The 19,170-nt window shown below is 55.0% G+C and carries 15 protein-coding genes; 4 read left to right on the forward strand and 11 right to left on the reverse strand.

Features of this window, described 5'->3' with window-relative positions; translation table 11 throughout:
* Positions 1–30 precede the first annotated feature (30 nt).
* On the forward strand, positions 31–951 hold the full coding sequence (gene hemF / locus KGP21_RS20445) for an oxygen-dependent coproporphyrinogen oxidase (protein ID WP_218519062.1): 921 nt from the start codon (positions 31–33) through the stop codon (positions 949–951).
* The gene (locus KGP21_RS20450) at positions 951–1,406 is read left to right on the forward strand and encodes a YaiI/YqxD family protein (RefSeq protein ID WP_024527105.1); all 456 of its coding nucleotides are present in this window, start codon (positions 951–953) and stop codon (positions 1,404–1,406) included. The genes hemF and KGP21_RS20450 overlap by 1 nt, the downstream gene beginning before the upstream one ends.
* Before the next feature lie 112 nt (positions 1,407–1,518).
* Here the strand turns inward: KGP21_RS20450 and KGP21_RS20455 are convergent, their stop codons facing one another.
* The 4 genes from KGP21_RS20455 to KGP21_RS20470 all read right to left on the reverse strand — a co-directional run bounded on the left by KGP21_RS20455 (position 1,519) and on the right by KGP21_RS20470 (position 7,858).
* Positions 1,519–3,759 carry a TonB-dependent receptor domain-containing protein gene (locus KGP21_RS20455; protein WP_223536138.1) on the reverse strand — a complete coding sequence of 747 codons (2,241 nt, stop codon included), beginning with the start codon at positions 3,757–3,759 and terminating at the stop codon, positions 1,519–1,521.
* 129 nt (positions 3,760–3,888) lie between these two features.
* Positions 3,889–5,961: a S9 family peptidase gene (locus tag KGP21_RS20460; protein ID WP_223538540.1), complete on the reverse strand. Its 2,073-nt coding sequence runs from the start codon at positions 5,959–5,961 to the stop codon at positions 3,889–3,891.
* A gap of 154 nt (positions 5,962–6,115) precedes the next feature.
* Entirely contained in the window at positions 6,116–6,916 is an 801-nt protein-coding gene (locus KGP21_RS20465; protein ID WP_209529222.1) for an energy transducer TonB, read from the reverse strand.
* Positions 6,917–7,018: 102 nt separating this feature from the next.
* Positions 7,019–7,858 (reverse strand): ChaN family lipoprotein, encoded by an 840-nt coding sequence (locus KGP21_RS20470; RefSeq protein WP_223536141.1) that lies wholly within the window; start codon positions 7,856–7,858, stop codon positions 7,019–7,021.
* 183 nt (positions 7,859–8,041) lie between these two features.
* On the opposite strand from KGP21_RS20470, the gene mmuP reads away from it, so the two are divergent.
* Together mmuP and mmuM are read left to right on the forward strand one after the other, a co-directional pair.
* On the forward strand, positions 8,042–9,451 hold the full coding sequence (gene mmuP / locus KGP21_RS20475; RefSeq protein ID WP_021807081.1) for an S-methylmethionine permease: 1,410 nt from the start codon (positions 8,042–8,044) through the stop codon (positions 9,449–9,451).
* On the forward strand, positions 9,441–10,379 hold the full coding sequence (gene mmuM / locus KGP21_RS20480) for a homocysteine S-methyltransferase (RefSeq protein WP_209554876.1): 939 nt from the start codon (positions 9,441–9,443) through the stop codon (positions 10,377–10,379). The genes mmuP and mmuM overlap by 11 nt, the downstream gene beginning before the upstream one ends.
* A gap of 44 nt (positions 10,380–10,423) precedes the next feature.
* Here mmuM and maeB read toward each other — a convergent pair whose 3' ends face one another.
* The 7 genes from maeB to KGP21_RS20515 form a co-directional block, all read right to left on the reverse strand.
* Positions 10,424–12,703: an NADP-dependent oxaloacetate-decarboxylating malate dehydrogenase gene (maeB, locus tag KGP21_RS20485; protein ID WP_223536143.1), complete on the reverse strand. Its 2,280-nt coding sequence runs from the start codon at positions 12,701–12,703 to the stop codon at positions 10,424–10,426.
* A 273-nt stretch (positions 12,704–12,976) separates the two neighbouring features.
* Positions 12,977–13,939, reverse strand: coding sequence for a sugar-binding transcriptional regulator (locus KGP21_RS20490; protein ID WP_021178715.1), 963 nt, complete (start codon positions 13,937–13,939; stop codon positions 12,977–12,979).
* A gap of 99 nt (positions 13,940–14,038) precedes the next feature.
* A complete protein-coding gene (gene dhaL / locus KGP21_RS20495; protein WP_059201461.1) occupies positions 14,039–14,695 on the reverse strand; it encodes a dihydroxyacetone kinase subunit DhaL in 657 nt (218 codons plus the stop codon).
* Positions 14,696–14,698: 3 nt separating this feature from the next.
* On the reverse strand, positions 14,699–15,700 hold the full coding sequence (locus KGP21_RS20500; protein ID WP_223538541.1) for a dihydroxyacetone kinase subunit DhaK: 1,002 nt from the start codon (positions 15,698–15,700) through the stop codon (positions 14,699–14,701).
* Between the two features lie 29 nt (positions 15,701–15,729).
* Positions 15,730–16,488 (reverse strand): SDR family oxidoreductase, encoded by a 759-nt coding sequence (locus KGP21_RS20505; RefSeq protein WP_209524016.1) that lies wholly within the window; start codon positions 16,486–16,488, stop codon positions 15,730–15,732.
* A 23-nt stretch (positions 16,489–16,511) separates the two neighbouring features.
* The gene (locus KGP21_RS20510; RefSeq protein ID WP_021178719.1) at positions 16,512–17,771 is read right to left on the reverse strand and encodes an MFS transporter; all 1,260 of its coding nucleotides are present in this window, start codon (positions 17,769–17,771) and stop codon (positions 16,512–16,514) included.
* A gap of 66 nt (positions 17,772–17,837) precedes the next feature.
* Entirely contained in the window at positions 17,838–18,950 is a 1,113-nt protein-coding gene (locus KGP21_RS20515) for an alcohol dehydrogenase catalytic domain-containing protein (RefSeq protein WP_021807087.1), read from the reverse strand.
* Between the last annotated feature and the right edge of the window lie 220 nt (positions 18,951–19,170).

Below are 19,170 nucleotides of genomic sequence, written 5' to 3' on the forward strand. Positions count from 1 at the left end.
CTGTTCAGTTACCCATTGCGAAAAACCCGTATGAGTTTACCCACCATTGCCGCAGTAAAATCCTTCCTGCTGGCGTTGCAAGACAAGATTTGTGAGCAGTTGGCCCAGGCCGATGGCGGCGCCGATTTTAAGGAAGATCGCTGGACGCGTGAAGAAGGCGGCGGTGGCCGTAGCCGGGTGCTGACTAACGGTGCGGTATTCGAACAGGCCGGAGTAAACTTTTCCCACGTTTCCGGTGCCACGCTGCCCGCCTCTGCTACTGCGCATCGTCCAGAACTGGCCGGGCGCAGCTTTCAGGCGATGGGCGTATCGCTGGTGATCCATCCGCTCAGCCCCTATATACCGACCAGCCATGCCAACGTGCGCTTCTTTATCGCGGAAAAAGCGGGCGAAGAGCCGGTTTGGTGGTTTGGCGGCGGCTTTGACCTAACGCCCTTCTATGGCTTTACCGAGGACGCCGTTCACTGGCACCGCACAGCGCTTCAACTCTGCGCCCCCTTCGGCGACGACGTGTACCCGAAATACAAAAAGTGGTGCGATGACTATTTCTTTATCAAACACCGTAACGAAGCCCGCGGTATCGGCGGCTTATTCTTTGACGATCTGAATACCCCGGATTTCGAAAGCTGCTTCGCGTTTACCCAGGCGGTAGGTGAAGGCTTCCTGGAGGCCTATCTGCCGATCGTGGAAAGACGTAAAGCACAGCCTTGGGGCGACAACGAACGCCAGTTTCAGCTGTATCGCCGTGGCCGCTATGTCGAGTTTAATCTGGTGTGGGATCGCGGTACGCTGTTCGGCCTGCAAACCGGTGGCCGCACCGAATCGATCCTGATGTCGATGCCGCCTTTGGTGCGTTGGGAATATAACTTCCAGCCCGCAACCGACAGCCCGGAAGCCGCGCTATACCGTGACTTTCTGCCGGTGCGCGACTGGCTACAGGAGCAACAATAATGCAGATTTGGGTCGATGCTGACGCCTGTCCAAACGTGATCAAAGAAGTGCTGTTCCGTGCCGCAGACCGTGCGGCAATGCCTGTCACCCTGGTGGCTAATCAGCCTTTGCGTACGCCCCCTTCGAAATTTATCCGCACCTTGCAGGTTGCTGCAGGATTTGACGTGGCGGATAACGAAATCGTTCGCCGCTGTGAAAAAGGCGATCTGGTGATCACCGCGGATATCCCGCTGGCCGCCGAAGTGATAGAAAAAGGCGCTATCGCCCTGAATCCTCGCGGTGAGCGTTATACACCAGACACCATACGTGAACGCCTGAACATGCGTGATTTTATGGATACCCTGCGCTCCAGCGGGATCCAGACCGGAGGACCGAACACTCTCAACCAGCGCGATAGACAGCAGTTTGCCAATGAGCTGGACAAGTGGCTGCAGCAGGCGAAACGGGCCAATTAGTTTAGGGAGACGCCCCTCACCCCAACCCTCTCCCCAAAAAGGAGAGGGGGCTGGTACGGTGTTGTAATCAGGTACAGGAGCCTAATTGCGGCTCAGGATGAGGGAAATCAGCTTAGAAGCGTACCTCGCCGCCAAACAGATAAGTTCGACCGCGGGCGGTGTTGGCCGCGGTTGCCTCATCTCCCTGGATCGGCAGCATATTCAGCTTGTTAAGCGCGTCGGAATAGCTTTTATCCATCACGTTTTGCACGCTGAATTTCAGCAAAACATTACGGTTGATCTGATAGGTGCTGTACAGATCGATAACGGTGGGAATATTTGGCATCTCCTGTTTCATCAGCTTCCCGGTTTGCTCACTGGTTTCATAGTCTGGAGAAAGGCGGCGAGCCTTGCCGGTATATTTGATGATGCTGCCCACGGTCAACGCTTCGTCAAAGAAACGTAACCCGCTATCCAGCGTGAAGTACATGTCCGGCAGTTCGTTGATATCTCCTGCGCCAAAGTAACTACTGGCGATAGAGGTAGGCTGGTCGGTGTGCTGCTTGCTAAATGAGGCACGGGCAAAACCGCGGCCAGCATCATAGTTGGCTTCCAGCTCCACCCCGTGGGTACGCACCGGCGTCAGGGAGTTGACGTAGATATACATGTTATCCGAGAACGCTTCGCTGGCATCGCTCCAGTCATTCTGCAAGTTCTCACCCAAACTACACTTACGGCCATTTCGGCACACCATGTAAGACTCGCTGAAGATATAGTTTTTGATTTTGCTGGTGTAAACCACCGCCTTAAAGCGCAGTGTGTCCTGCTTGAACAGCAGATCGTTGCCGCTGAGGTTAAAGCCCGCTTGCCAGGTTTCTGAACGTTCGCCTTTCAGGAACGGGTTCATCGAAGCGCCACCGGAATTAGAGAAAAACACCTCTTGGATGTTGGGGGCGCGCATCGATTTACTGTAGCTGGCAAAAGGTTGCAGCCAAGGTGTGACCTGTGCAGACAGCATCACTGACGGGTTAAATCCGTGCTCCTTCAGATCGATATTGGCACTGCCCTGCGGAAAACACTCCACCCGCAAATCACAGGCCGGTTTAAAGCCGGTGAGCTTGTTGTTGGCATAATTGAGATTGAGATCGAGCTGGTAGATATCACGGTTGAGTTGCAAACCGGTGTACAGGCTGGCGATACGCTGGTCACCCGACGGGGCAAAGGTGTTGTTCTCGATCGCCTCATGCGCCGTCTGCGGATCCTCAATCTGTGATTCAACGTGCTTGTCGTACTGGTTGCGCATCAGTTTACCGCCGTAGGTGAACGCTACGTCGGTCTGCCAAAGGCTGAAACGGCTGGTATTATTGATATCCAGCGCGTCGGAGCGGTTTTCCGCATTGGTATTAAAGAAAGTGAACAGTGAATCGCTGTCATACTTCTGATTACCCTTGCTGTGGCTGGCGATCATATTCAGATCCACCAGCTCGGAAAATGGCGCATAGTGATATTTGAGATAAAAATCGTTGCTGTCGATATCGCGGCGCGAGAATTTATTCTGGTAAGTACGGGCAGATAATTCAATGCTGTAATATTCGTTGGGCTTGATATCCACCTTGAACAGCTGCGATTTGGGGTTTTGCTTCATAAACTCGTCGTAGCCGAAGTCCTCACTGCTCACGCCGTCGCCGTTGTTAAAGTTGGAATAGATGGAGCTGCCGCTAATGGCAGCCATCACGCCCAAACTGCCGCTATCGGTGAACGCCGCCCCTTTGGCCCCAACGGCGATCATACCGCTGCGGCCAATGCCGTTACTGCCCACGGAGAACTTGGTGCGCACGCCAAACGGATTATCGGCAAACACCACATCATCCACGCCGATAGTGCGGAAGTTGGCGCTGCCCGCCAATGCGTTCACCCCAGATGCGCCGCTGTTCTCACCACGCGCCACATCGACCCCAACAATAAAATTCGGATCGATCAGCACGCCGGATTGATTGTTGGTGGAACCATGGGACATCACGCCAGAGGTCGAGGTGCCAAAATAGCTCTGGGTAATGCCATCAACCATGGTATTTACCCGGCCAAAACCGCTCATCCCACGGATATTGACGCTGACCGCCCCCTGGCTGGGATCGATTTGAGTAAAAGTGCCGGGCATGCTGCGCAGGATATTATCTATCGACTGTAGATTTTTATTTTCATCGCGCGAACTGAATGCCCCAGGCTTTTCCAATGCCTCCTGTTCGCTGTTATTAGCCGCCGCCGAAACGTTCAGCGGGCTGAATACCGCCTGGCCTTTATTTTCTGCAGCCAACAGCGGGCCAGCCAAAACCATACCGGTGCCAACCGCACCAATAAGCAGTTTAAATTTCATATATCCCCTAAAGTATTGCTATCAAAATCAGTGAGTGATCAATGCTCAGCAGAAAATACCGCTAGGAAGGCGGAAATTAATTATGGTTATTATCTGCCGCGCAGCCATTAAGCCGCGCGGCCAAGATCCTTATTTTTGTGTTTTTGCGTCCATTGCTAAAATAAAGCTGTATTCCAGTGCGCTATTTTCCAACCGACTCAAGCGGCCCGATTTCCCCCCGTGGCCCGCCGACATATCCGTGGACAGCAATAACACCGCATCCCCCTGCTGGAATTGGCGCAGTTTCGCCACCCATTTGGCGGGTTCCCAATACTGTACCTGTGAATCATAGAGCCCGCTGGTGACCAACAGATTCGGGTAGTGCTGCGCGCGCACATTATCGTACGGACTGTAGGACTTGATCAGCGCATAGGGCTGCGGCTGATTGGGATTGCCCCACTCTTCGTATTCGCCGACGGTCAACGGAATGCTGTCATCCAGCATCGTTGTCAGCACATCGACAAAAGGCACCTGTGCCACCACAGCGTTGTATAGGCGGGGAGCCTGATTGATCACCGCCCCTACCAGCAAGCCTCCGGCACTGCCTCCCATCGCGTAAACGCGCCCCGGCTGCCCGTATCCCTTATCGATCAGCGCCTGAGTGGCATCGATAAAGTCATTGAAGGTGTTTGGCTTGTTCGCCAATTTTCCCTGCTGATACCAGTTTTGACCAAGCTCACCGCCGCCGCGTACGTGGATGAGCGCATAGACGAAACCGCGATCCAACAGGCTAATGCGGTTGGCGCTGAACGCCGGGTCCATGCTCATGCCGTAGGCACCATAGCCGTACACCACCAGCGGACTTTTGCCTGGTTTGAATTTGGCACTGTTGTATACCAGCGAGACCGGCACCTTTATCCCGTCGCGGGCGGTGATCCACAAGCGCTCACTGTGATACAGGCCTGGTTCTACGCCCTTCACCTCCTGCCGTTTCAACAACTCGCGTTTACCGCTGTTGAGATCCCATTCATAGGTGCTGGTTGGCGTGGTCATGGCCGAATAGCCATAGCGCAGGCGGTCACTTTCCGGGTCCGGGTTGTAGCCCAGCCAGGCCATATAGCTGGCATCATCAAACGGAATGCTGCGTTGCTCGCCCCCTTGCCAGGCAATCTGCCGCAGATGCACCAAGCCTTCGCTGCGCTCTTTTACCACCAGCCAGTCACGAAACAGGGCAAAGCTTTCCAACTCCCTGTTTTCCTGTGGAGCGATCAGGGGCCGCCATGGCTGGCTCGCGGATGCGGTCTGGTACAAACCGAAATGCGGGCTTTGATGATTGGAACGCAGATAAAACGCACCGCGATAATGGTCGAGATAATATTCGCGCCCGGTCTGACGCGGGGCAAAAAGTTGCACCGGAGTTTGCGGCCGGTTCGCGTCGATCAGGCGCACTTCGGAAGTGGTATTCCCGCTGATGGTGACAATCACGTAATCCCGCGAAGAGGAGCGATCCAGGCTCAGGTAAAAGGCCCCATCGTTTTCCTGATACACCAACTTATCGGCAGCAACCGGCGTACCAAATTGATGGCGGTAGACCTGATAGGGTGACAGCGTTTGGGGATGATTGCGCACATAGAACAAGCTGTTGCCGTCGTTGGCCCACACCATATTGCCCGAGGTGTTTTCAATCACCTCTTTGGCCCAAGCGCCGCTAGCCAGATCGCGCAGGGAAATGCGGTATTGCCTACGCCCTTGAGTATCCTCCGCGACGGCCAGGCGGCGGTTATCTTCACTGACTGCCAATCCCCCCACGCGGTAATAATCTTGGCCTTGGGCACGCTGATTGCCATCCAGCAGCGTCTGCCAGGCGGAGCCATCCGCCACGGCCTGCCGCTGGTAGACGGCAAACTCTTTGCCCGCATCAATGCGTTCCTGATAGCGGTAGCCGTTGAGCTGATAGGGAACCGAGCGATCTTCCGGACTCATGCGGCCCAGCATCTCGTGATACAACCGATCGCGCAGCGTCTGATATGGCTGCATCACCTGTTCGGTATAACGGTTTTCCGCCGTCAGATAAGCCAACACCTGTTTATTCTGGCGGCCATCATCGCGCAGCCAATAATAATTATCGATTCGCGTTTCGCCCTGGGCGGTTAATTTATGCGGAATAATTTCAGCCTGGGGCGGCTGTACGGCCGCCTTGGTGGTAAAGCTTAATAACCCCATAAAAATCAGTAAATAAGTCACCAAAGGCCTGCGGCAGCGAGCCGATTGAACAGGTAATGTCATAACCCCTCACGATAATTTGAGCGTAGCAAACCCCTCTCCTGTTGCGCACAACAAGAGATAAAGCCTGATGGGTAAATACGTTTTGGCTGGCTTACAACAGCGCCAGGTTAAAATCTACTGCCATGGTCACGGCAACCTTGCCTTGGCGTAGCATCTCCGCCGGTGGCGTAGGTAACGGCTGCGCACGCAATATCACCGCCAGCGCTTCACGATCTAACGACGCGGTAGCTGAGGACGTTTTCAGTGCGACATCGGCCACTCGCCCCTGAGCATCCACCACGAAACTCACCACCGGTGCCCCCGAACGCTGACGCCGTTTGGCGTCTGCCGGATAACGCTTCACGCGGTTGAGCATCCCTTTAACCTGACTCTCCCAAGAAAGCTTGGCCTGTGCCTGCGCGGTAGAATCGCTGTTTAACGGTGCCGCCACCCGCTGCGCCAGGTTTTGCGCCTTGGGTGCCGCCGTGCTGGCCGCTGCAGAATGCGTGACGTCTTGCTCTTTCTCTATAGGCGTTGGCGGCTTTGGCGGTGCTTTACGCTGTTGCTTATGCGCATTTTTACTGCGCTCGGCCACCACAATTTTTGCCGCTTCGGCACGTGCCAGTTCGGGCATCTCTGGCTCCCTCTGCTGTTGCACAGGCTGTGCCGCCGAACTATCCGCCTGTTGCTGCAACCCCAGCGGCAACGGCTTGGGCTGGCTTGGCGCTTCGATCTGCGCCGCCCAACTGAGCATGATCGCCGGTGGTGGCATCAGCACCGGCGGCAGCGAAGTTTGCGGCCAGTAAAACAGCCATACCAGCGCCAGATGAATGCCTAGCGCATACAGTAAACCACGCCCCCAGCGCGGCTGCGGCAGAGTTGCCGCCTGAGGGCCATAAGGCTGACTAAACATAGGGATAGTAGATTACCTAATTGCGAATGATTGCAGATCACATTTGCTAATGATAATCATTTGTAAATGTTAATGACAGATCTTTTCGCTATCTTGACGTAATCATTTTGCGGTTGGCGTGACCCAAAGGTAATCCGCCATAGGCCGATCGATGGCCACGCCCTGCTCTGCCAACATCAGCACCGTAAATTTGGCACCGGGCTGCAGATCCTGGATGTGCAGTGGCACACCGACCGTTCTGGAGGCGTGATAACCGCCCACCATCAGCAGTGCCGGGGTGGGTGCAGCCAGTAAACTTTCGGCCATACGGCGATCGCGTTGCTGCTGAATAGCCAGCATGGCATGCAGCTGCACCGCATCAATTTTGCCGTCATGGGAATCACGGATGGTGGCAGCGAGCGCCTGCTGGACTTCTGGCCGCACCGAAAGCTGGCCTTTGGGGAATTCGGGCCGTTGATAAAACGCCATGATTTCGCTGCGATCGAGGTTGGCAGACAACAGAGGATAAGGTGCGCGCATCGCCGCCATTACCACCTCGCCATACAGTGACCACTTCCAACTGGCTTGCCAGGCGGTCAGTTCAGCTACGCGGCTATCACGCACCGTCGGTTCGGTTTGCAGCCATTGTTTTACTTCATACACTTTGCCTTGCTGGCTGGGCGTGATCATCTCCATCAGCACGCTGCCCTGTGGCCGCTGTTGCGGTAATTGCTCTACCAGCCACAGTTCGATCTGGTGGTGATAAGGATTGTCATGCTTTTCGCCCACGATCACCCGTGGCTGTTCTGCCAGGCGCGTCAGTAACTGTTGCGGCGTCAACGTCTCGCCACTGCGTAAATCAACAATCTTGCCTAGCGTGGTAATGTCGCTTTTCGGGGGGGAGACCGGCCCCTGGCTACAGGCTGTAAGCACCAGCGTTGCAAACACTATCAGAAATTTCATTTCGTCTTTCCTTACACAAAAGTGGCGACATTATAGAGAATAATTATCATTTGCATATAGAAATTGGCAGCAACTGGTGGCTGACAGCTGTTTTTTCGTTACCTTGTTTTGAGTTACGTTGATTTCGCGTAATGGAACCGGTATAACTGATAGCCATTTAGACGTCTATATGGATAGATTGTTATGCAACCTGCCGCTGAAGGGCAATTCAAACGCACCATGAAAGCCCGGCATTTGGTGATGCTGTCGCTGGGCGGCGTGATCGGTACCGGTCTGTTTTTCAACACCGGCTATATCATCTCCACGACCGGTGCACTAGGCACCCTGCTGGCCTACTTGATTGGCGCTGTCGTGGTCTATCTGGTCATGCTGTGTCTGGGGGAACTTGCCGTTGCCATGCCGGAAACCGGCGCATTTCACGTCTATGCGGCACGCTATCTTGGCCCGGCAACCGGCTATACCGTTGCCTGGCTGTATTGGCTGACCTGGACCGTTGCGTTGGGCTCCAGCCTGACCGCCGCCGGTTTCTGTATGCAATACTGGTTTCCACAATCACCGGTCTGGTTGTGGTGTCTGATTTTCTGTCTGGCCATTTTTCTGCTCAACGTCATTACCACCCGCTTCTTTGCCGAAAGTGAATTCTGGTTCTCGCTGATCAAGGTGATCACTATTCTGGCATTCATCGTGCTGGGCGGTGCGGCCATGTTTGGCCTGATCCCGATGAAAGACGGCACGCCAGCGCCCTTCCTGAGTAACCTGACCTCATCGGGTTGGCTGCCCAATGGAACGTTACCGATCCTGATGACCATGGTTGCGGTCAATTTCGCCTTCTCCGGTACTGAGCTGATCGGCATTGCGGCGGGCGAAACCGAAAATCCGGAAAAAGTGGTGCCCTGGGCCATCCGCACCACGGTGATCCGCCTGATGGTATTCTTTATCGGAACAGTATTTATCCTGGCAGCGTTGATCCCTATGGAGCAGGCCGGGATTGTGAAAAGTCCGTTTGTCCTGGTCTTTGAACGCATTGGAGTGCCTTATGCCGCCGATATTTTCAACTTCGTGATCCTGACCGCCATTCTCTCGGCCGCCAACTCCGGGCTGTATGCCTCGGGACGCATGCTGTGGTCGCTGGCCAATCAGCGCACCCTGCCTGCCTATTTTTCACGGGTGAATGCGCGCGGGATCCCGATGAATGCATTGACGTTCAGCATGCTCGGCGGCGTGCTGGCCCTGTTGACCAGCGTGATCGCGCCCGATACGGTGTTTGTGGCACTGTCTGCCATTTCCGGCTTTGCGGTCGTTGCCGTCTGGCTGAGCATCTGTGCCGCCCACTACGTTTTTCGCCGCCGCTACCTGCGCAGCGGTCAACCGATTGAAGGGCTGAAATACCGAGCACCAGGCTATCCGCTGACGCCTATTGTCGGCTTTGCGCTGTGTTTATTGGCCTGTATCGGTCTGGCATTCGACCCAGAGCAACGCGTAGCGCTATATTGCGGCCTGCCGTTTGTGGCGATCTGCTATCTGGCCTATTACCTGACCCGGCGTTCCGGGCAGAAAAATCTACTGAACACCGGAGAAGAACATGTCGGTTAACAACCCTCTGGCCGCCTTGCTGGCCGATAACCGCACGTTGATTTTGGACGGGGCAATGGCCACCGAACTGGAGGCCCGAGGTTGCGATCTCACCGATCCGCTATGGTCGGCAAAGGTGCTGATTGAAAACCCGGAGCTGATTTATCAGGTGCATCTGGATTACTTCAAAGCAGGAGCACAGTGCGCTATTACCGCCAGCTATCAGGCCACGCCCCAAGGTTTTTTACGCCGGGGTCTGGATGAGCCGCAATCGTTGGCACTGATCGCCCAAAGCGTCCACCTGGCGCAGCAGGCGCGCGCCGATTATCTGGCCCAGCACCCACAACGATTGCCTTTGCTGGTGGCCGGTTCGGTCGGCCCCTATGGCGCCTACCTGGCGGACGGCTCTGAATACCGTGGCGACTATCATCTGCCGCAAGCAGAAATGATCGCGTTCCATCGCCCTCGCATCACTACTCTGGCTAACGCTGGCGTGGATCTGCTGGCATGTGAAACGCTGCCTTCGTACGCGGAATTAAAGGCCCTGCTGGCGCTGCTGGCGGAATTCCCAGCGCTGGGTGGATGGTTCTCTTTCACTCTGCGCGATAGCCAGCATCTCAGCGATGGAACGCCACTGGCCGTCGTCATGGCTGAGCTTAACAGTAACCCGCAGGTGCTGGCAGTAGGCGTCAATTGTATCGCGTTGGAAAACGTCACCCCGGCGTTGCAGCAGCTTGCCGCACTGAGTGATAAACCGTTACTGGTTTACCCAAACTCCGGCGAACACTACGACGCGGTGAGCAAAACCTGGCACAGCTGTGGTAACCACCAGCAGCATCTGATCAATCAGCTGGCCGATTGGCAGCATGCCGGTGCCCGCTTGATTGGCGGCTGCTGCCGAACCACACCTGCCGACATTCAGGCAATTGCCGAACGCTGCCACGCATAAAAAACCCCCTGTGGCCGAAGCCGCAGGGGGTCACTTTCACGCTATTACAGCGGTTGGGTTTGTGCTTCCACTACGGCCAATGCCACCATGTTGACGATACGGCGCACCGAAGCGATCGGCGTCAGGATATGTACCGGCTTGGACACGCCCATCAATACCGGCCCTACCGTCACCCCTTCGGAAGAGGAGACACGCAGCAGGTTGTAGCTGATCCGCGCCGCTTCCATACTTGGCATGATCAAGATGTTGGCGGAGCCTTTCAGCGGGCTGTCCGGCATCAAATCGTGGCGGATACTTTCCACCAGCGCGGCGTCACCGTGCATCTCACCGTCGATCTCCAATCCTGGTGCCATCTGATTGACCAGCTCCAGCGTTTTACGCATTTTGCTCGCCGACGGGCAGTTGGAAGAACCAAAGCTGGAGTGGGACAACAACGCCACCTTCGGTTCAATCCCGAAGCGCCGTACCGTGTCTGCCGCCATCAGGGTGATTTCCGCCAGCTGTTCCGGCGTTGGATCATCGTTGACGTAGGTATCGGCGATGAAGGTGTTACCGCTCGGCAGCAGTAAGGCGTTCATTGCCCCTGCCACATGTACCCCTTCACGGAACCCGAATACCTTTTCCACCACGTCATAATGCTCGTGGTAGCTGCCGATGGTGCCACAGATCATGGCGTCGGCTTCCCCACGGTGCAGCATGATGGCAGCAATCAGCGTTGGGTTACCAATCACCGCACGGCGAGCCTGCTCCTGGGAGACGCCACGGCGCTTCATGATCTGGTAATACTCACCCCAGTATTCATTGAAACGCGGATCGGACTCGTTATTCACCACTTCAAAGTCTTTACCCGGCGTCAGCTGCAGGCCAAGTTTCTTCAGGCGCATTTCAATCACGCTTGGGCGACCCACCAGGATCGGGTAAGCCAGCCCCTGCGATACCAGCTCTTGGGTAGCATGCAGGACGCGCTCTTCTTCACCTTCGGCCATTACCACGCGTTTCACTTCTTTCTTCGCCTGGGAGAAGATCGGCTTCATAAACAGGTTGGTTTTGTAAACGAACTCGGTCAGTTTCTCCACGTAGGCATCGAAGTCTTCGATCGGGCGCATCGCCACGCCAGAATCCATGGCTGCCTTGGCTACCGCCGGGGCGATTTTGACAATCAGGCGCGGATCGAACGGTTTGGGAATGATGTATTCCGGGCCAAAGGAAAGGTCCTGATCGCCATACGCCGAAGCCACCACGTCGCTCTGCTCTGCCAGCGCCAGATCGGCAATGGCGTGCACGCAGGCCAGCTTCATCTCTTCGTTGATGGTCGTGGCCCCCACATCCAGCGCGCCACGGAAGATGAACGGGAAGCACAGCACGTTGTTCACCTGGTTGGGGTAATCAGAACGGCCGGTACAGATAATCGCATCTGGGCGCACCGCTTTCGCCAACGGCGGCAGAATTTCCGGTTCCGGGTTAGCCAGCGCCATGATCAGCGGATCTTTGGCCATGGTTTTCACCATGTCCTGCGTCAGCACGCCAGGGCCGGAGCAACCCAGGAAAATATCGGCATTGGGAATGGCATCCCCTAGCGTACGCTGGCCGTTATCCGCAATGGCATACGCCGCCTTGGTTTCTTCCATCTTGGCATCGCGGCCCTGATAGATCACGCCTTTGGAGTCGCAAACGGTGATATTCTGCTTGCTCAGACCCAACGCGACCAGCAGGTTCAAACAGGCAATGGAGGCCGCACCGGCTCCCGATACCACCAGGCGTACGTCGGAGATATTTTTCTTCACCACCCGCAGGCCGTTGAGCACCGCAGCGGTAGTAATAATCGCCGTGCCGTGCTGATCGTCATGGAACACCGGGATCTTCATGCGCTCACGCAGTTTCTTCTCAATATAGAAGCACTCGGGCGCTTTGATATCTTCCAGGTTAATACCGCCGAAGGTCGGTTCCAGCGCGGCGATCACGTCAATCAGCTTGTCAGGATCGAGTTCATCGACTTCGATATCGAACACGTCAATACCGGAAAACTTCTTAAACAGAACCCCTTTACCTTCCATGACCGGTTTACCGGCTAGCGCCCCGATATTCCCCAATCCCAGCACCGCGGTGCCGTTGGAGATCACCGCCACCAGGTTACCCTTGGCGGTATATTTATAAGCGGCCAGCGGATCGGCGGCAATTTCCAGGCAGGGGGCAGCCACACCCGGCGAATAGGCCAAGGCCAGATCGCGCTGTGTCTCTAGCGGTTTAGTCGGCGATACCTGGATCTTCCCTGGGACCGGAAACTGATGGAAATCAAGGGCACTCTGTTTGAGCTGTTCGTCCATTATGGGTTCCTTTGCTTTCTTCTTTTATGTTGAGGTAAGGCTTTATCGCTGAACCAGTATAGTGAGAGAATCGTCACAAACTTTGAAGCGTGCCATAACCTTGGGTAAAATTCGTAAATAAAAGTTAAAAGGAAGTTAAACGAACAGAAAAGCAGCAGTTTTATTATGCCTGCGTCAACCGTTTACCACGAAGGTTCGTAGGTGTATGTGAGTGAGAGGGGAAATGGCAAAGGGCTCAACCTGACGCAGTTAAACCCTTTTTTACCACAGCGATTACTGTGACATATTAAGAATGGTGCGGATATTGAGGGCGCTAGTCGCGATGATATCGATCGCCCCGGTACGCAGCGCGCCCAGAATAGCCAACGCTTTGGTATTCTCAGAAGCAATGGCGATCACACAAGGGATTTTCCGCAGCTCATCAATACTCAGGCCAATGACGCGATCGTTCATCACCGTATCTACATGCATCCCCTGCGCGTTGAAAAAGTCATAACCGGCGATATCACCGATCACCCCCTGATTCAGACTGGCATCAATGATCTCGTGGGGAGTAAACCAGCCAAGCTTGACCATATAGCTGTTTTCATTCATATCACCGATGCCCACCAGGGCCACATCGGCCTTGCGCGCCCGATCCAGGGTTTCCTTGATGGTGCCGTTTTGCATAAACGCTTCTTTCAGCGCCCGGTTTTCTACATATGCCGGGGCATACAGCGTCTCGCTGCTACCACCAAACTTCTTCGCCAGACGGCGGCTGATGTGGTCAGCATTGATGGCGTCACCGGGGCGATGTGTTCCCCCAATGCCACAGATAAACTTACAATTTTTGGGGGCCACGCTGCCCACATGATCGGCGATCGCGGCCACGTTACGCCCTTGGCCAACCGCCAGCACCATATCGTCTTTCAGGGACATGGCCAGATAACCGGAAACCAATGCTGCTACCTGACGCCGCTGTTCTTCCTCATCCTGATGATCCAGCGCGATTAATGCACGGCTGAGGGAGAAACGCTCCAGCATTTGCTGCTCCAGCCGGGTACTGAATACCGGATGATAGCGGACGGTGATCTCAACAATGCCTTCTTCTTTGGCCCGCTTGAGTAAACGCCCGACCTTAATCCGCGAAATACCGAACTTTTTTGCAATCTCCTCCTGAGTGATTTCGTCCTGATAATACGCCACGGCAATTTCAGTCAGCAGTTCGTTATCCTGGGATCCTGTTTTTTTTTCCATCCGTTACACGTTTCCCCACGGCAGATTGGTCTTTTTCAATAGAAGATGGGTTCAGCATGCCGAACCCATCTTATCGCATTGCCCGCTAGTATAACCTGTTCAGGCGGCAACGGTATTCAAGCGTTGTTCCACCGCATCAGCCAGTTGGCATAAAAGTAGACAACAGGATACCGCACCGGCATCCAGCACGCCGCGCGAACGTTCCCCCAATCGGCTCGCGCGACCAATCTTGGCAACCAGATCGCGGGTTGAATCACGCCCGGCAACGGCAGCCCGTTTCAACTGCTCCAGCGACTCACTGAAGCTATCGCCACGCCGAACCGCCTGCTCAAACCCTTCGATAGCAGGGATCAGCGTATCCATCAGGCACTTGTCGCCTACGCCAGCGCTGCTGATGTCCTGCAGTTCAGTGAGCCCATTGCGCAACATGGCTAGAAAAACCTGTTTATCCAGCGCCATTTTATCACGCACGCTGTCGGCCATGCCCATGAACAGGCTGCCATACAGCGGCCCCATCGAGCCACCAATCCCTTCCATCAGCGCGTCCGCTACCGCGTCAAAAGCCTGCGCCAACGTCAGTTTTTGGCCCTTGATGGCCTCACCACATAAGGTGAAGCCTTTTGACATATTAATGCCGTGATCGCCGTCGCCAATCGCACCATCTATTTCACTGAGATACTCGCGATTGCTGACAATCACGCCAATCAGCGCCGCGACGATCTCATTGCCATACTGCGTAGAAATTTGTGTGGTCATGATTCACTCCACCTGAGTTAGGCCCAATGAATGAGCGGGCATATCGAGCAACGTTTTCAATTGGTCGTCGAGCTTCATCAAGGTTAACGTCACCCCCATCATTTCCAGCGAGGTAAAATAGTTACCCACATAGCGACGGTGAACCTTGATACCGCGCTCCGTCAGCCGCTTTTCAAGCTCGGCATAATAGATGTAGAGCTCCATCACCGGCGTGGCCCCCAGGCCGGAAATCAACAGGGCAACTTCCTGCCCCTTGTTCAACGGCATATCATTGAGCACAAAGTCGAGCATGGTGCCAGCCATCGCGGACGCCGACTGGATCGGTGATACCTCAATCCCAGGCTCACCGTGATGCCCAATCCCGATCTCCATGTGGCCATCGGCGATATGGAAGTTGGGCTTACCTACCGCCGGGATGGTGCAAGAACTGAGCCCGACGCCGATCGAGCGGCAATTGCCAATCGCCTTTTGCGCAGCAGCGATCACCCCGTCAAGATCGTCACCCAGCGCTGCGGCAGCAGCCCCGATTTTCCACATCAGAATCTCACCGGCAACGCCACGACGTTTTTCAATTTCACTGGCGGGCGCAGAAGCAACATCATCATTTGCCACCACGGTTTTTACCGTGATACCGGCGGCGCTGGCCTTCTTCATCGCCATTTTGACGTTCATATTATCGCCAGCATAGTTGCCATACAGGCAGGCGACCCCCGCCCCGCTGTCCGCTGCCTTGAACGCATCCAGAAATGCCCCCGCCGTTGGCGAAGAGAAAATCTCACCGATGGCCACAGCATCGAGCATGTTCTTGCCAACATAGCCCAGAAACGCAGGCTCATGCCCCGAGCCCCCACCGGTAACAATACCCACCTTGCCTTTGATCGGTGCGGCAGGGTATTTGAGGACTCGTGCATTATCGGTCGCGGTGAAATATTCCGGATGAGCCTTCAGATAGCCCTGAATGGCATCTTCCACGACGCGATCGGGATCGTTAATGATTCTGTTCATCATGGCCTCTCTTTTGCCTGAGTATCGAGTTATTGAATGGTGTAACCGCCGTCAACCACCAGATTGCTGCCGGTGATCATGCTGGCCGCATCGCTCGCCAGGAACAGCGCGCTGGCGGCAATATCCTCGGGTTCGGCAAAGCGCCTCAGGGGGATTTTCTGCTTCATTTGTTCTGCAACCTCGCCAGACCATGCTTTGCGCCCCAACTCGGTCAGCACCACCGTGGGCGAAATGGCGTTTACCCGCACGTTGTGCGGCCCCCATTCCAGTGCCAGAACCTGGGTCAAGCCAATTACGCCGGCTTTGCTGGCGCAGTAAGCCAGATGATTGGGCAAGGCGACCACGCCGGCCTGCGAGGCCAGGTTGATAATGCTGCCACTGCCCTGACGGATCAGATAGTGGCCCACGACCTGGCTGGTAAGAAACACCCCTTTCAGGTTCACCGCCATGGTGTTATCCCAAGCGTCTTCGGGCAGTTCTTCCGCCGGATACAGCGCGACGATCCCGGCACTATTGACCAGCACATCCAGCCGCCCGAAATGGGCATTGGCCTGCGCAACCGCCTGTTCTACCGAGGCTTTGTCGGTGACGTCCATCACGATGCCTAACGCCTGTCGCTGATCCAGCTGCTGAGCAGTCTGCACCACCTGTGGAGCACGATCCAACAGTACGACCTGCGCGCCGTTTTGCAGATAGCATTTGGCAATAGCCAGACCTATTCCCGCCGCGCCGCCGGTTATCAACGCCACTTTCCCTTGCAAGGCTCCCTTGCTTTGACCAGTAATCATAGAAAACTCCCTCAAACGGTTAGTTACGCCAAGCTGTGATGATTTTCTTCCACGGCGGCAGGCACGGCTTTAGGCAAGGTGACATATTTCATCAAGACGCCGCTGAACAAATACAGGCCGGTGAAAATCCAAATCACCCCGCTGCTCCCCAAGCTGCCGATAAATAACCCTACCACTGCCGGGCCAACGAAAGTGCTCAACCCCGCGCCAAGATTCAGGATCGACATGGCGGCACCTTTATTCTCCGGGGCCAACGTTGGCATAATGGCCGAAAGAGGCACGAAGGCCGCCAGGCAAGCACCGAATAGCCCGGCGGCCACGACGGTCAGCAGATAATTGGGGCCGAGGAAGTAAGGCACGTAATAGAACATCAGCGTGGTGATAGCGCAGCCGACGCAACCGAACCACATGACGACGTTACGCCAGCCCAAGCCGTCGCTGATCACCCCAAAGATCAGGTTGAAGATAATGTTCACCGTCCACAGTGCCGCATACATCTGTAGCCAGTCAGTGCGGCTAAACCCGATATCCATCATGTACATCGGCATAAACACCACGAAGCCATACGCCGCAGAGGTATTGATGGTGCGGACAATGCCACCCAGGCCGATTTTCGGGTTCTCAAACGCAATGGTGATCCCCTTTAGCACATAGCTGAGGGAGGCTTTTTGCCTGTCCCCCACGTCGCTATGGCCAGGAGTGCGGTTAAGCATCAGTGCGATCATCGCCCCGAGCACCACAAAGATTAATGCGCTCCATAAGGTGTGAATTTCCCCCAGGAACGGCAGCATGATGCTGGAATAGAGCACGCCCAGTACGCTCAACCCACCGCTATAGACAAACCAGAAAATCCCCACGGCGGAACCCAGCCTTTCCGGCGGTGCCTCATAGGCGACCCATACCAGAAAACCATAGGCAAACAGGGGATAGCCCAGCCCGCGCAGCGCATAGGTCGGTATCATCACCGACAAGTTATTACTGGGTAATCCCCACACCAGAAAACACACCGAGCCCAGCAGGAATAGTAACAATCCAGCCAGCATGACGCGGCGAGCGGTAAAGATTTCTGCCAAAACGCCGGAAAACCAGGCGGAGATTGCCGCAGCAAAACCGTAAACGCTAAACAGCAGCGCAGATTCCTGAATGGTTAAGCCTTTGCCGATCAAATAAGGTGAAAGCCAGCCTTGTTCCAGCCCCTCCCCCATCATAAAGACCAACACACCGGCATAACCGAGCATTAATTTTGGTGACAGACCAATGCGATGAATCAGTCCATTCAGCATAAAACACCCCAGCACATTGAATTGTGGAGGTGCAGGCTAGCCCGCACCCGAAGAATGATGCAGGCATTACAGATTTGGGTTGAGCACCACTTTGATTGAGCCGATGCCCCGTTTCATCATGGCGAAGCCTTCAGCAAACTGCTCGAGCGGCAACGTTTGGGTGACGACGCCTTTGGTGGGCAGATCGCCATTGCGTATCCCTTCAATCACCAACGGATAACAATAAGGGCCTAGGTGCGATCCCAATACGTCCAGTTCCTTGCGATCGCTGATAATGCTCCAATCGACGGTCACCGGATCTTTAAATACCGAGAACTCGACAAAGGTGCCCAACTTACGGATCAGCATCAGCCCCTGTTCGACAGATTGCTGCGCGCCGGTGGCTTCAATGTAGATATCGCAGCCGTAGCCTTCGGTCATGTCCTTAACGATCGCCATCACATCATCGCGCAGTGGGTTCAGCACAACGTCAGCACCAAATTCTTTCGCCAGCGCCAGGCGTTCGTCTGACAGGTCGAGCACCACCAGCTTCGATGGACCGGATTTTTTAATCGCACCGATCATCCCCAAGCCCAGCGTTCCGGCCCCGGCCAGCACCACCACGTCCCCCAGCTTGATGTTGGCGCGCTGTACCGCATGGAAAGAACAGGCATAGGGTTCGATCAGAATGGCGTCTTCGATCGGCATATCCGCAGGAACGTGATAGTTGATGGCCTCTTTGGTGAACTTCATGTATTCCGCCATGCCGCCATTAACGTTATTCTGGAAGCCGTACAGATCGTGTTTCTCACACATCCAATACTGGCCCCGGTTACAGAAACGGCATTGCCAGCAGGGAACGATCTGTTCTGAAATCACCCGATCGCCCAACTTGAATCCTTCAACGCCCTCCCCATAGCCCACCACGTGGCCGATAAATTCGTGGCCTGGGATCATCGGCGCTTTGATGTAAGCCGGCTGTTTTTCATCCCCCCAAAAACTGGCCGCTCCTTCAAACGCTTTAACATCACCGGCGCAGATGCCACAGGCTTCAACTTTCACCAGGATCTCGTGCGGGCCAATTTTCGGTACCTCCACAAGCTCCAGGCGGTAATCCTGCGGGGCATAAGCCACCACCGCTTTCATGGTTTCAGGAATGCCTTCGGCCATGGTTGCCGCTGTTACACAGTTCTGACACATAGTTCTATCCTCGGGTAGGGTTTATTTTTATGATCATAAGTACACGCAAAGAACAAATAAACACTACATACTCTCAACATGTTTGCCCACCACCAACCTTTGAAATTGTGATCCTGCTCAAGAAGCCCCCTTAAAGTCACCTAATAGGCCTTAAAGTCGATTTATTCGTGATGTTGATCACCTTTATCAGCCATAATCCCTTAGTCAAAATAAAAACAAA

Origin of the sequence: Serratia sp. JSRIV004, from assembly GCF_019968705.1 — a bacterium.
GTDB lineage: Bacteria > Pseudomonadota > Gammaproteobacteria > Enterobacterales > Enterobacteriaceae > Chania > Chania fonticola_B.